Origin of the sequence: Acinetobacter amyesii (assembly GCF_023499985.1) — a bacterium.
GTDB classification, from domain to species: domain Bacteria; phylum Pseudomonadota; class Gammaproteobacteria; order Pseudomonadales; family Moraxellaceae; genus Acinetobacter; species Acinetobacter amyesii.
On sequence record NZ_JAMCOU010000036.1, the window covers coordinates 39,011 to 53,553 of the forward strand.

The 14,543-nt window shown below is 39.2% G+C and carries 10 protein-coding genes; 4 read left to right on the forward strand and 6 right to left on the reverse strand.

The window, feature by feature from the left end:
* Positions 1–36: 36 nt before the first annotated feature.
* Together M5F03_RS13700 and M5F03_RS13705 are read right to left on the reverse strand one after the other, a co-directional pair.
* A complete protein-coding gene (locus tag M5F03_RS13700; RefSeq protein ID WP_249708630.1) occupies positions 37–1,065 on the reverse strand; it encodes a methionine synthase in 1,029 nt (342 codons plus the stop codon).
* Between the two features lie 78 nt (positions 1,066–1,143).
* Positions 1,144–2,133 (reverse strand): putative oxygenase MesX, encoded by a 990-nt coding sequence (locus tag M5F03_RS13705; protein WP_180133384.1) that lies wholly within the window; start codon positions 2,131–2,133, stop codon positions 1,144–1,146.
* A 623-nt stretch (positions 2,134–2,756) separates the two neighbouring features.
* On the opposite strand from M5F03_RS13705, the gene M5F03_RS13710 reads away from it, so the two are divergent.
* Positions 2,757–3,425, forward strand: coding sequence for an epoxyqueuosine reductase QueH (locus M5F03_RS13710; protein WP_249708631.1), 669 nt, complete (start codon positions 2,757–2,759; stop codon positions 3,423–3,425).
* 95 nt (positions 3,426–3,520) lie between these two features.
* On the opposite strand, the gene M5F03_RS13715 is transcribed toward M5F03_RS13710, so the two are convergent.
* The 3 genes from M5F03_RS13715 to M5F03_RS13725 are packed head-to-tail and all read right to left on the reverse strand — an operon-like array spanning position 3,521 to position 5,189.
* Positions 3,521–4,543 carry an ABC transporter substrate-binding protein gene (locus M5F03_RS13715; protein WP_249708632.1) on the reverse strand — a complete coding sequence of 341 codons (1,023 nt, stop codon included), beginning with the start codon at positions 4,541–4,543 and terminating at the stop codon, positions 3,521–3,523.
* Complete coding sequence (locus M5F03_RS13720; protein WP_249679782.1) at positions 4,540–4,737, reverse strand: hypothetical protein; 198 nt, start codon at positions 4,735–4,737, stop codon at positions 4,540–4,542. The genes M5F03_RS13715 and M5F03_RS13720 overlap by 4 nt, the downstream gene beginning before the upstream one ends.
* A gap of 11 nt (positions 4,738–4,748) precedes the next feature.
* Entirely contained in the window at positions 4,749–5,189 is a 441-nt protein-coding gene (locus M5F03_RS13725) for a CopG family ribbon-helix-helix protein (protein WP_249679781.1), read from the reverse strand.
* Between the two features lie 449 nt (positions 5,190–5,638).
* Between M5F03_RS13725 and M5F03_RS13730 the strand changes: the two genes are divergently transcribed.
* The 3 genes from M5F03_RS13730 (at position 5,639) to M5F03_RS13740 (ending at position 10,865) form a co-directional block, all read left to right on the forward strand.
* Positions 5,639–6,730 (forward strand): zinc-binding metallopeptidase family protein, encoded by a 1,092-nt coding sequence (locus tag M5F03_RS13730; RefSeq protein WP_249708634.1) that lies wholly within the window; start codon positions 5,639–5,641, stop codon positions 6,728–6,730.
* Positions 6,731–6,932: 202 nt separating this feature from the next.
* The gene (locus tag M5F03_RS13735) at positions 6,933–8,885 is read left to right on the forward strand and encodes a lipase family alpha/beta hydrolase (protein WP_249708636.1); all 1,953 of its coding nucleotides are present in this window, start codon (positions 6,933–6,935) and stop codon (positions 8,883–8,885) included.
* 84 nt (positions 8,886–8,969) lie between these two features.
* Positions 8,970–10,865, forward strand: a complete 1,896-nt coding sequence (locus M5F03_RS13740; protein WP_249708638.1) for an AAA family ATPase — start codon at positions 8,970–8,972, stop codon at positions 10,863–10,865.
* A 71-nt stretch (positions 10,866–10,936) separates the two neighbouring features.
* On the opposite strand, the gene uca is transcribed toward M5F03_RS13740, so the two are convergent.
* Complete coding sequence (uca, locus tag M5F03_RS13745) at positions 10,937–14,542, reverse strand: urea carboxylase (protein ID WP_249708639.1); 3,606 nt, start codon at positions 14,540–14,542, stop codon at positions 10,937–10,939.
* Position 14,543: the final 1 nt, after the last annotated feature.

The following is a 14,543-nucleotide window of genomic DNA, read 5'->3' on the forward strand; positions in this document are numbered from 1 at the left end:
CTTATTGCCCGTACATGAAACCGAGTCAGCTCAAATTTATGCAGTCAATTCTTGGCGAACAATGGCAGCGCCTGCGCTTAGCGCATTTAGTTTGCCTTGCGCCACTTGGCGAGGTAAAGGCGCCATCCCGCAGTTTGTTGAAGGATATAACTTATCTGCATCTACAAACTGAAGTGCTTTGCGTAATGTATTGGCTACTTCTTCTGCTGTTTCTACTCGATTGGTTGCAACATCAATTGCGCCAACCATGACTTTTTTGCCGCGGATGAGTTCAATCAAATCCATAGGTACACGAGAGTTTTGGCATTCTAGCGAGATGATATCGAGCTTCGATTGCTGTAGTTTCGGGAATGATTCTTCGTATTGGCGCCATTCATTACCCAAAGTCTGTTTCCAATCGGTATTGGCTTTAATGCCATAACCATAGCAAATATGAACGGCTGTTTCGCATTTCAAACCTTCAAGCGCACGCTCTAATGTCGCAATACCCCAGTCATTGACTTCATCAAAAAATACGTTAAACGCAGGCTCATCAAATTGAATGATATCTACGCCTGCCGCTTCAAGCTCTAAAGCTTCTTGATTCAGGATTTTAGCAAATTCCCAAGCCAATTTTTCACGGCTCTTGTAGTGACCATCATACAAGGTATCAATCATCGTCATCGGGCCAGGCAGTGCCCATTTGATCGGCTGATTGGTTTGGCTGCGTAAGAATTTTGCATCATCCACAAACACTGCTTTCTTACGCGATACTTCGCCCACCACAGACGGTACACTTGCATCGTAACGATTACGAATACGCATCGTTTCACGCTTTTCGAAATCTACACCTTCAAGATGTTCAATAAACGTGGTCACAAAATGCTGACGGGTTTGTTCACCATCACTGACAATATCAATGCCTGCATGGATTTGTTCATGCAAAGATAATTTCAACGCATCACGTTTTGCATCTAATAATTCTTCGCCTTCAAGTTTCCATGCTGACCACAATTTTTCAGGTTCAGCCAGCCAAGATGGTTTAGGTAAGCTGCCAGCAGTTGAAGTTGGAAGTAAAATGGCCATATTCGATCTTCTATCTCTATTTTCTTTAAAACGGGTGGTTTAACTCACCCGTATTTCATCTATTTGCGTGATTTAAAATTAAGCTGCGGCTGCATTTTCAATACTAAAATTAGCCGCCCACTCATTCAGAATGTCTTTATATGGCTGGATAAAGTTCTCTTCTGTCCATTTGCCCTGTTTAACCGCCAACTGACCACGTTCAACACGGTCATAAACAATACGGGTTAATGAATAATCACCGAAGCTTAAGCTTGGTTGATACACTAAACCTGCTGTCGCATTGGTATTGTAAATTTCAGGACGGTAGATTTTTTGGAAGCTTTCCATGGTGCTGATCGCGCTGATCAGTTCGAAATCTGTATAGTCGCTGAGCAAGTTATTTGCCGAATAGAATGCCAATGGCGCAGTCGCATTTTCAGGTTTAAAGTAACGAACGCTTAAGCCCATTTTTGCAAAATAATCATCTGTACGGGAGTGATCATCATTGGTGTATTCCACACCTAAGATCGGATGCACATTTGCAGTACGGTAATAGGTTTTTGTCGTTGAAACACTTAAACAGATGACAGGCTGTTTTTTAAATTCAGCTTTGAATACATCTGAATTGATCAAATGTTGATATAGCTTGCCATGTAAATCACCAAAATCTTCAGGTTTTTCATTGAACTTACAGCCGAGTGCTGGTAATACCACGCTGAAGTCATAGTCACGTACATACGATGAAAAACTGTTGCCGATCATGCCTTCAATGCGTTCATTGGTTTTATGGTCGATGATGGTGCTCTTTAAAGTTTCAATAAATGGGAAAGTTTGACCATTGCCTTCCACATCGAGTTCAGCCGAAATGATGTCAATTTCAAGTGAATAACGATCTGCATTTGGGTTGTCACAAGTAGCTAAACTATTGAAACGGTTATTAATCATTGCCAAAGTACGGCGCAGATTCTCTTCACGGTGTTCACCACGTGCCAAATTGGCAAAGTTCGTTGTTAGACGCGTATTGTCAGCTGGTTTATAGTTTTCATCAAAGCGGATACGTTTGATTGAACATGCAAATTTATGACTCATGGAGATTCACTACCCTAAAATTAAAAATAATCAAAATTTCTGTATGGAGTAATTTATACGTGAAACTTAAGATGAATAAAAATGATTTAACCTCAACTCAAGGTGAGATAAATTCATGTTTAAGATTTAAATACAATGAATTTTCTTCAACTATGCATCATTCAACTGGCGATAAAAAAACTGCCACTCAGGTAGTATTTAAATTTTATTTAATATAAATAAAGGCTTAAAAAAAATTCAATGAATAATTTTTCATTCAAACACACATCTGAAATGCGTCGAATCGTACAGATTGGCTCAATATCTCCACTCTCAAAATTCAGCGATTTATTCATTCGGGTGAATTTTTCTAACTTTAAAATGAAAAAAGATCAAATCACTAATTGTTTTAATATTGAATCTGTAACACTAATATACTTTTGCCCTGAGCTATAAAGTTCTTAAACCTTGCCATAAATAGATAAACCAAATATGAAATAAGCATATATTCATGTCGTTTCAGCTTTTTAGTCAATATACTGAATATGACTCAACTTATACTTAGAAAAAATCAGCATATTCGAGCTTTGGTATGTTAAGGAATCACTAAAATATTCGGTTTATACTTATACATTCTTAAAATCATGTCTAATAAATTAGAACGTCAGACACTGACTCTCCCAGTAGGTCATGACAAGCTTTTACTCCACTCTTGCTGTGCACCCTGCTCTGGCGAAGTCATGGAAACTTTAATTGAATCAGGTATCGATTTTTCAATTTTCTTTTACAATCCCAATATTCATCCAGTAAAAGAATATGAAATCCGTAAAGAGGAAAATATCCGCTTTGCAGAAAAACACAATATTCCGTTTATCGACTGTGATTACGACACAGACAACTGGTTTGAACGCGCCAAAGGCATGGAGAATGAGCCTGAAAAAGGCATTCGTTGCACGATGTGTTTTGATATGCGCTTTGAACGTACGGCATTATATGCAGCAGAACATGGCTTTAGCCTAATCAGCAGTTCACTGGGTATTTCACGCTGGAAAAATATGCAGCAGATTAATGACTGTGGTCATCGTTCGGCTTCACATTATGACGGAATAACCTATTGGGACTATAACTGGCGTAAAAATGGCGGTGCTGTACGCATGCTGGAAATCAGTAAAAAAGAAGAATTTTATCAGCAGGAATACTGTGGCTGTGTGTATTCACTGCGCGATACCAACCGCTGGCGTATGAGCCAAGGCCGTGACCGAATCAAATTGGGTGTGAAGTTTTACTCAAATGCGATGGATGAAGAAGCTTGAGTTCTGCCCTTCGTTATTTTTTATGAATATTAATTTGATGTTGTTAGCCCTGAAGCATTTATACTATTCAGAGCTTATTTTATTTACGTTTCAACTTATTTCAGTTCTTCAACCAAAGCTGGATAGATTGATCCATCGACATCCATTTCAGTTTTATAAATGCCATTAGCAACATTAAATTTATTTACGTGGTAGCTAGAACCATAAATAGAGTCAAAACCAGTTCCTTTTTTAAAGACTTGTTTGTTGGCAGCTAAATCCAGTAAATGTGTGCCTCCAATAAACTGTTCATACTGTGCAGGATCAACGCCAACGCGATTTGACATGATTTTCACTGCATCGGCATGCGTTGCAGGGTCGTTGATGTATTTAACTGTTTTATCCCAAACTTGAATGATTTTTTTCCACTCTTCTTTGTTGGCAGATAAATGTGTCATATTGACGGTTAATGTGTCGTAAATCAGACCAGGTTTATCTTTCGATGTATAAATGATTTTAGATCCAGCAACAGCTTTCAGTGCTTGATTTGCGACCGGTTGCCACACGGCAATCGCTGCAATATCAGGACTGGCAAATACTTGTGGCAGCTCATTGGTCATAGTGTTGACTAACTTCACTTCAGAGGCTTGAATTTTTGCATCATCCAACGCCGTCGCCAAAAGCAAATGATCAACCAATCCTTTTTCTGTAGCGACACTTTTACCTTTTAAATCGGCAAGGCTATTGATGCCATCTTTAGCAATGATGACATCATTACCCGCAGAATAGTCCGTCGCCATAATCATGACGCCTTTAGTGCCGCCAGAACCCGTGACTAAGTTGTCACCATTGGTGACTAGAACAGCATCCAACTGATTTGCCGCAAATGCAGATAGTGAAGCTGAATAATCAAACCATTTAAAGTCTACATTGACACCGGCTTCTTTCAACCAGCCTTTTTCAATAGCAACTTGCCATGCGACAAAACCAGGCCAGTCGCTATAGCCGATCGTGATGGCTTTTGTATTGACTGTGCTTTCTGCTTGCGCATTTGGTTCAGGTGTTTTGGCCGTATTGTCACAGCCACTCAGTAAGATGGCAGTCACAACGGATGCAGATAAGCAGGCTTTTTTGATCATAGTGCGATTTCCCCGATGGCATTACAGTTAAATTTGGTATTGGTATACAAAAACGATGATGTATTCGGATTGCTGACAGATTGAGCATGGTGCTTTGCATGATTTAGTCTTTGGTTGGCTGCATTAGCATGTGCTTGCTGTTGGTCTGTGATTTGGTCTTTAAACTGACCTTGTGATCGATATAATTGACCCATTTTAAAACTCCTTAATTCTTTGCATTTTGCGGAATTGGCGGCATTACAGCGTCCATCAACTCCAAATGTCCTTTAATCACACCTTTAAGTGCTGAAAAATGCTGACTGATGACTTTGAGCTCTGAACTGACACCTTGCAGAATCATGACTTCTAAAATCTTGTGGTCATCGAGTTGAATATGCAGTGAGCTCACCACTTGTTCTAAAAACTGCTGCTGTAAATCTAAAAGCTGAATACGTAGCGCCGTACTACTTGCGTCATAAAGTAAGGTAAACGTGCCGACCATCACTTCATTGCGTAGCTCCTGATCGGCAATCAGATGCTTATTGATCATGTCGACAATGGCCTGAGAACGGCTTTCATAATGCTGATCGACAATTTTTTGGTCCAATGAATCGACTGTTTTTTCAGGCACGGTAATACTGATACGCGCCAGCTTTTGTTTAGGCACTGTTTTTCCTTATTTTTTTTGCTGAATATAGAAACCCGCACGGGCGCTCAGTAGCTCAATAAAAAATTGCTTTAATTGATGCAGAAATGTTGCAGATTGATGGCGGTTCATATGCATCTCCTGTTTGAGTAATACAAAATATTTATTTCGTAATATCGATAGAAATGCAGAATCTGTGCCAAGTGAGAAATACAAAAAATGATCAATTATTTTGTTCTTTTAACTTTCTTTTAGATTTTATTGTTCATCATTTGTGCAATTAATGCACTCCTACTGACCCATTTGCACTATTGCTGCGATGTGTTATTTGATGAAGGTTTATTTCTAAAAAATCATTGTTCTTAAACAAGAGCATTGACCGACATGCAACAAACTCGAAGTTCAATTTATTTCATCAACATTGAACATCATTTATACTGATTGATCATTCTATTCATCACTCAACGCCTATGAAATATTTCAGCTGCGCGGTATGTTCTAACCAAATCTTTTTTGCCAATTCACACTGTGTCAATTGTCAGACTGCGCTGGGTTATATTGCCTCTGAAAAGCAAATGGGCTGTTTTGAAAAGCACAGCACTACGTTATGGCTTGCCTTAAATCCTGAAATAAAGGGAAAACGCTTTAAACCTTGTCATAATTATCAGCATCATCAGGTTTGCAACTGGATGGTACCTGCCGACAGTGAGGAAATTTATTGTGAATCTTGCTTGCTCACGCACATCATCCCCAACCTAGATAATCCAGACCATATTGTGTACTGGGCACGATTGGAACATGCCAAACGGCGTTTTTTGTATTTAATGCAGCAACTGAATACCATGCCGCGTCCTAAACGCAGTCAAGATGACCGTTTTGGGCTGCGTTTTGATTTTCTCATGCCAACAGAAAATACACCTGTCATGACCGGTCATGCCAATGGCATTATTACCTTAAATGCCAGTGAAGCAGATGTGATTTACCGCGAAACAACGCGTATAAAAATGGGTGAAAACTACCGTACACTTCTAGGTCATTTTAGACATGAAAGCGGTCATTATTATTTTGATTTGATCAAACATTTACACCCTGAACTGATTGAGGAATTTCGAGAACTGTTTGGTGATGAACGACAGGATTATAGTGAAGCTTTGAAACGTCATTATAATGCCGGTGCGCCACAAAATTGGGCGGATTACTATGTCAGTTCATATGCCAGTACGCATCCTTGGGAAGATTGGGCGGAAACATGGGCGCATTATTTGCATATGATGGACACCCTAGAAACAGCCTACTATGCAGGATTAGTGGTCAAAACCAATAAGTCGGATTTGAATAATTTAGAATTAAAAGAAAACCCTATTGGCGCTCAGGATTTTGACCTATTGCTGCAACATTGGATGACCTTGACCTTTAATTTAAATGCGTTGAACCGCAGCATGGGCTTAGATGATGCATATCCGTTTACGCTGTCGAATCCAGTATTGGATAAATTGCGGTTTATTCACCACAAACTGCTCAACATGACCTTAAAAAACCAGCAGCACAAGCAGCACAATTAGATTAAATTTAACACGCGACAGTGTTTGAATCTCAAATCAACTTTTCGGTATCACAGTATTCGTACATTAGCTTAGTTTGAAAGGATGTATACGTAGTAATTTTCTTGGATTGAGCGCTGTAACACCTGCCCTATTTTTACTATTTTATAAAGGTTAAAATAACAAAAAATAGATGCCTGTGACCTTTCCCATGATGCCTTTCATGCATTTACCCGCTCGTTTTATGTGTATCATCAGCCTGAGTTTGCTCAGTGGATGCCAATTGGTCAAATTACAAGAAAATCAACTCAGTGCGTCACTAAATAATAAAACAGATAGCATATTAACCCATCAGAAGCTCAGTACATTTAGCCATCAAATCCTGTTAATGGTGAATGAAAGCGACCAATCTTGTTTAAATGCGCTTGAAAGCTGTATTCACAAAATGCGTAATAATGAAACTTTAGATATTGCTCAAGTCTATGCAGCAGCAAGTGAGCTGTACATGGCACGTGCTTTAAGAGCCGATCAAAATCCACAATGCAAAAAAAGCTTAAAACAACACAGCGGAAAATTAGCTTCAAGCAAAATAAAAATGTGTATGGATCAACAGCTTGCAGACTTTGATTTTAGTCTGCGCTACAGCTATGTCTATCTATTTAAATCCGCTCAAGCCCCTGAAGAACGCTTATTTGATTTGCGTCAGGGACAAGTCCGCACCTTTTATAATGTGGCTTTATCACGTTTAATCACCTCATCATTTACCCGTATTGACTATCAGCAAATGCCTGAAAGTTTAATGCTGGGTTCATCGCTTTATCATTTTAACTATGAGCATTATCCTGAAATCAAAAATGCGGACATTGATAAATTACTGTCGAGCTATAATTTTAATTTTTCAGGCTTAAAAACCATTAACCGTCAGGAAGGCATTGGTTCTGAATTTGTCTTAGTCAAAAAAGCTACGGATCTGTCTGCTGCGCAGTCTTTTATACTAGATCCTGAACAATATTATTCAAATAAATCCAACCCCAACATCCATACAGCACGCTATTTATCTGTCAGTGCGATCGCAGAGCCTGCCAAGACCAATAGCAGCATTAGTGAAATTTTGTCGCCGCAATCACACTTTAAGGTTGAATTATTTAATCCCTATCAATTTAAAAAGGCAAAAATTGAATCTCAGTCCTATACCCTAACGGCCAATTATTCTGTGCCTTATGGACTTTGGTTAGCCGAAAATAAATTAGGACAATCTGGCTACTGGACACTTCTGAATAAGGAAGAACATTTGCGCATGCCACATGTGTTTATGTTAGAGCCGTATCAACCCAATAAAAAGATTATTATCATGGTTCACGGTTTAGCCAGCAGTCCTGAAACTTGGATCAGCCTGACCAATAACATCATGGGTGATCAAAAACTGCGTGATCATTACCAAGTTTGGCAAGTGTTTTACTCAACCAATATGCCAATATTTGAGAGTCGCTTTCAAATCAATGCTTTACTCAAACAGGCATTTGCAACTGTTCAGCCCAATACGCCTTCGGCTCAAGATGCTGTCATTATCGGACATAGTATGGGCGGCATCATCAGTCGTTTATTGGTTAGTGATGCAGATATTTCCGCTCAAGCTATTCCACTCATGAACTATGAACAAAATACACAGTTACAACGTCATCCAATTATCCGCGATCGTTTTGTCTTTAAAGCCTTGAAGCCAGTTAGTCGTGCAATTTTCATTGCCGCACCGCATCATGGTACTGACTATGCAGACCGCTGGTTTACCAATTTAGCGAAAAAAATCGTGGTATTGCCTTTAAGTTTTTTAAATGATGTCAATGTGGAAATCCCGAATGCAAAAAATTCAACTATGGGCCTGATTAAGTCTGGACCTGCAGATTTAAGTCTACAATCACGTTTTATGCTGCTGACTACAGACATCATGCCAAATAAAGATATTCCTTATTATTCTATTATGGGGAATCAGACGCAAAGTACTGAGCCGAGCAAAATGTCGGATGGCATTGTTCCCTATACAAGTTCTCATTTAGATGGTGCGGTGTCTGAAAAGATATTCAATGGTGGACATTCCATCCATGAGTCTCCAGATGCCATTTTAGAGTTGCGACGCATTTTGAGAGAGCATTGGGACAATGAAGCGTTGAATCAATAACGATAAAATTGCTTTATGTATTTATAAATTATCTTTTAAAAGCAGTGTTTTATTGCTAAATTAGCTCTATATTTTGGGGGCTTTATGACAGAAAAATTATACTATTGGGCTGAAAATTTAGAAAATTACACATCAAATAATGATAGTGAAACTGGTTATGATGAAGTTATAGAAATCAAACGACTTAATTTCTTTATTGGTAAAAATAACGCAGGTAAAAGTAGGTTTTTACGTGAATTATTTAAAACATCTCAAGGTCAGCAACTTTATAACTCACTACAATTCAGAAAATTAATAACTTTTAAAAATAGGTTAATCGTTAGCAAAAAATATAACAAACATGATGATTACAATCATTTTTTAACAACGATTGAACAAATTAAACCGTCCAATATCGGTTCTGTAATCACATTATTCTCAAATTCGCTTACCCACTTATCAAGATTCAATCAACTATCAGGAATTTATTCAAATAATAATATTCAGCAAGCTCAAACATATTTTAGTCAAGAACTTCAGCAAAACCTAAATCCTATTTTTACAAATACTAAATTTTATATCCCTATCTTACGTGGCATGCGCCCTGTAACCGATTTAGACAAAAAATATCCTTATATAGAGCGTGCACAAAAAGACTATTTCAAGAATCAGAATAAATTTAATCACGAAAATATAATTACAGGAGAACGCTTATATTACGAGCTTAAAGCTCACTTATTAGGAGAACCTGAACACCGAGAACTTATTAAAAAATATGAAGAAAAATTAAGTCAGTATTTTTTTGATAATGAACCTGTCACTTTAATTCCAAAATTCGGAAAAGATGAACAAGGAAATGAGATTGATGTCGTTCATATTAAAATTGGCTCAGATGCTCAAAGACCTATTTATGAGTTAGGTGATGGCTTACAACAAGCGATAATCTTAACTTATGAAGCTTATATAAAAAGTAAAGACAAAGCAGGCAATCCAGAAACACATGCCTTTTTTATAGAAGAACCGGAATTACATATGCACGCGGGTATGGTTCGTCAACTGATGAACTTCTACTTAAATGAGACTCCACATTATTATTTCTTTACGACACATTCCAATCATTTACTTGATATGGCAGATGAATCAGATCAAGTGATGATTCAAAAATTTGTTAAACAACCCAAAGCTGGTTCATCTAACAATTTTGATTTTAAAATTTATCGCTGCGACAGAGATCGAGACTTACTTGCTTCTTTGGGTGTGCGCCCTTCTTCGGTTTATTTAGCTAATTGCACTATCTGGGTTGAAGGCATTACAGATCGGCTTTATATCACCAAATATATGGAAAAATATTTGGATGAATTAAAAGTATCAGATCAGGAAGTTTATAAAAAATACCGTAGATTTATGCCGAACTATCACTATACATTCGTGGAATATGCTGGCAGTAATTTAGTACATTGGTCTTTTAGCGATGATTATACTGACCAATTAGAAGATAAGGGATTGAGCGCTAAAGCTGTTGCAAGTGAAATGTTACTCATTGCTGATGGTGATATTCAAAGTAAGGCTGATCGTGTTCAAGTCTTAAAAAGTGAATTAAAGAAAGGCAATTATCTGATTTTAGAGTGTAAAGAAACAGAGAATACTCTACCTAAGGATTCCATTATTAGAGTCGCGACTCAAAGATTCAAGCGTATGAAATCTAAAACTAAAGATAGCTATGATATTTCTTTAACCAACAATATAACGAGTGAAAATTACTTTGATCACAAAGAATATGGTATTGGTAAACTCCTAGATATTAAATTAAAAAAACCTTCATCAAAAACCACACAATCTTTGTTTGCCGATGGTCAAGGTATCGGTACTATTAAATACAAATTAGATTTTTGCCGTGAAATTATTAAAGATTTTGATGAAAACTCTGGTTGGAAACTGACACCAAAAGCGAAAGCATTGTGTGAGCGGATTTATAAACATATCGAAAAATGTAATTCTTAAATTCCCCTAACCCCTCTTTAATAAAGAGGGGAAATTCCCTCCTTTTTCAAAGGAGGGTTAGGGAGGATTTTTTATGCCACTGGCGACAACGTAAACAACACCTGCCCCGTTTTCACAATCTGACCTTTTTCAATGGTAATTTCAGAAACCTTCATACGTTCAGGTGCGATAATTGGAATCTCAATCTTCATCGCTTCAATCACAGCAAGCGTTGCACCTTCTTCCACAATATCACCTGACTTGCATTCAATTTTCCAAATACTTCCCGGCATATGCGATTCCACCGCACAGCCCCCTTCAGGTACGTCAACCCCTTCACCATCATCCACAGCATCAAGGCTTTCAGAGACATATTCTGCAAGTTCTGCCTCATGCCAGCGACGACGTTCTGCATCAAAGTTAGCCTGTTGCACAGACTTAAATGCAGAAATGGATGCTTGGTTTTCAGTTAGGAAGTCGTTGTACTCTTTTAAGTTCAGCACGCCTTCTTCAATACGAAGTTTTAAGCGACCTGCTTTAAAGTCCTCACGCATTTGCATGAGTTCAGTTTCAGACACTTCATAGAATTTAATTTGGTCAAAGAAGCGCAATAACCACGGCTTGCCTTGTTCAAAGTCGGCATTTTTACGGTAGCGTGACCACATTTGCGTGGTACGACCAACAAACTGATAGCCTCCCGGACCTTCCATGCCGTAGACACACATATATGCACCGCCAATACCCACGGCATTTTCAGGTGTCCATGTCCGTGCAGGATTGTATTTCGTCGTCACTAAACGCTGGCGAGGATCAAGTGGTGTTGCCACAGGTGCACCTAGATACACATCGCCCAAACCCATGACCAAATAACTCGCGTCATAAACCACATCTTTGACCGCTTGTTTGTCTTTTAAACCATTAATACGACGGATAAACTCAATATTGTCAGGACACCATGGTGCATCTGGACGTACCGTTTGCATATAACGCTCTGTCGCTAGCTGGGTTTGTGAATCCTCCCAAGCAAGTGGTAAATACACAGTCCGTGACGGTACTTGCATTTGGGTCACATCAGGCAATTCTGCTTCAGCCACTTGCAATAAACGCAGTAAATCAAGTTGATCAAGCTTGATCGAATCAAAATGGATTTGCAGTGAACGGATGCCCGGTGTCAGGTCAATAATCCCTGTGATATTTTGCTTTTCAACCCATTGCATGAGTGCATGAATACGGAAGCGTAAGTTTAGATCAAGCACCAACTCACCATATTCCACCAACATGTAGTTGTTTCCGGCAGGACGATACACCACATCAGGCGCACCATTTTCACCTTTTAAGGTATCAAGCAAGGCATTTTTTAAGGTTGCGAGTTCAGGATAGAACGACTCATCAAATGCGACAGCTTGGGTATCTGAAGCTTCTAGTTGCGCATGATATTTTTCATTCAGCATTTTGGCTTGGTGATAGCTCACAGGCACAAATTTAACTTTGTCTCCTGCTTTCAATTGACCGAGTTTCCAAAGCTCAGAATTAATCACCACGGCAGGACAAACAAAGCCTCCTAAACTTGGACCATCTGGACCCAATATAATCGGCATATCACCAGTGAAATCAATCGCACCAATGGCATAAGCATTGTCATGAATATTTGATGGATGCAGACCTGCTTCACCACCATCCTCACGTGCCCATTCTGGTTTTGGACCAATGAGACGAATACCGGTACGGCTTGAGTTAAAGTGAATCTCAAAGGTATTGGAAAAGAAAGTATCAATATCATTTTTGGTGAAGAAATCAGGCGCACCATGTGGGCCGTACATCACCGCAATTTCCCACTCATGACTAAACGTTGGCACTTGTTCAGGCGCAAGCGCTGTCACTTGTTTAGATGTAAATGCCGTGATTGGCAACATATCTCCAATCAATAAATTACGACCGGCATGACCACCAAACTGACCAAGGGTAAAGGTCGCTTGTGAACCTAAATATTCGGGTACATTCAGACCACCTTTAATCCCGATATAGGTGCGACAACCTGTGGCGATTTTTCCACATTTTAGAATCTGACCTTTGCGCACATTCACGGTTTGCCACATTGACACAGCCACACCATCAAGGGTTGATGGCATATCGCCACCGGCAAGCACGATTTGGCTGTCACAATGGAATTTTAGAGTTGGACCTTGTAGCGTACATTCAAGCCCTGCAGTGTTATAACCATTGCCAAGCAATTGGTTTGCTACATTGAGTGACAGTGGATCAATTGCACCAGATGGTGGCACACCGACATCCCAATATCCCAAACGACCTGTCACATCTTGCACAGAAGTTTGAATGCCTGATTGCAACACTTCAATTTTTTGGGTTTTCCACTCAAATGTATTTAAGAATCGTGTGGTTTGCGTACCGGCTTTAAATACATCACAATCGATAATATTTTGTAGATATTCAAGATTGGTTTCGATGCCTGCAACCGATGTTTTGGCGAGTGTTTCGGTCATTGCAACAATTGCAGAGTCACGATTGTCTGAAGTCACAATAATTTTAGCAATCATCGGATCATAAAATGATGAGACATTTGAACCGGTTTCCACCCATGTTTCATTACGGGCATTAGCATCAAACTCAACATGTGTCAGTAAACCGGCACTTGGTTGGAAGTTTTTAATTGGATCTTCAGCATATAAACGCACTTGAATTGAATGACCTTTCGATTCAAGTTGTTCTGTTGGTGCAATCCAATCCCCACTGCCTAAAGTAACCATCCATTCCACAAGATCTACACCAAAGACTTGCTCCGTCACACCATGTTCAACTTGCAGGCGGGTATTCACTTCTAAGAAATAGAATTCCTGTGTGTCGGTATCCATCACAAACTCAACTGTACCTGCCGAACGGTAATTTACCGACTGCATCAGCCCAATCGCAATCGATTGAATATAAGCACGTTGATCATCATTGATATGTGGTGCTGGGGTTTCTTCCACAACTTTTTGATTACGGCGCTGTACCGAACAATCACGTTCACCTAAAGCTAAAACTAAACCTTTACCATCACCAAAAATCTGTACTTCGATATGACGGGCATTCTGTACAAATTTCTCAAGGTATAAACCGGCATCTTTAAAGTTGGCTTGGGCAAGATATGAAACCGTAGAATAAGCATCTTTCAGCTCTTCTTCATTCCATACCAAACGCATACCAATACCACCGCCACCTGCAGTACTTTTCAGCATCACAGGATAACCAATACGATTGGCTTCAAGCAGTGCTTCGGCTTCATCTGCCAATAATTGACTACCCGGCAGTAAAGGTACATTGGCTTGAATCGCAAGTTCTCGTGCCGTATGTTTTAAGCCAAATGATTTCATTTGTGCCGAATTTGGCCCTAAAAATACTATGCCTTGAGCTTCACAGAGATCACAAAATTCTGCATTTTCAGATAAGAAACCATAGCCCGGATGAATCGCTTCAGCGCCTGTTTGCTTTGCGACTTCTAAAATTTTATCGACATTTAAATAACTTTGGCTGGCAGGACTATCACCAATAAATACAACTTCATCGGCTAAGGTCACATGCAAAGAATCACGGTCTGCTTCGGAATACACAGCAACAGATTGAATGCCTAATTTTTTGAGTGTACGGATCACTCGACACGCGATTGCACCACGGTTGGCAATGAGGACTTTATTAAACATG

Excerpts from the sequence above, each read along its gene's own strand:
- M5F03_RS13700 (WP_249708630.1), bottom strand. The coding sequence starts at position 1,065 with ATGGCCATTTTACTTCCAACTTCAACTGCTGGCAGCTTACCTAAACCA.
- M5F03_RS13705 (WP_180133384.1), bottom strand. The coding sequence starts at position 2,133 with ATGAGTCATAAATTTGCATGTTCAATCAAACGTATCCGCTTTGATGAA.
- M5F03_RS13710 (WP_249708631.1), top strand. The coding sequence starts at position 2,757 with ATGTCTAATAAATTAGAACGTCAGACACTGACTCTCCCAGTAGGTCAT.
- M5F03_RS13715 (WP_249708632.1), bottom strand. The coding sequence starts at position 4,543 with ATGATCAAAAAAGCCTGCTTATCTGCATCCGTTGTGACTGCCATCTTA.
- M5F03_RS13720 (WP_249679782.1), bottom strand. The coding sequence starts at position 4,737 with ATGGGTCAATTATATCGATCACAAGGTCAGTTTAAAGACCAAATCACA.
- M5F03_RS13730 (WP_249708634.1), top strand. The coding sequence starts at position 5,639 with ATGAAATATTTCAGCTGCGCGGTATGTTCTAACCAAATCTTTTTTGCC.
- M5F03_RS13735 (WP_249708636.1), top strand. The coding sequence starts at position 6,933 with ATGCATTTACCCGCTCGTTTTATGTGTATCATCAGCCTGAGTTTGCTC.
- M5F03_RS13740 (WP_249708638.1), top strand. The coding sequence starts at position 8,970 with ATGACAGAAAAATTATACTATTGGGCTGAAAATTTAGAAAATTACACA.
- uca (WP_249708639.1), bottom strand. The coding sequence starts at position 14,542 with ATGTTTAATAAAGTCCTCATTGCCAACCGTGGTGCAATCGCGTGTCGA.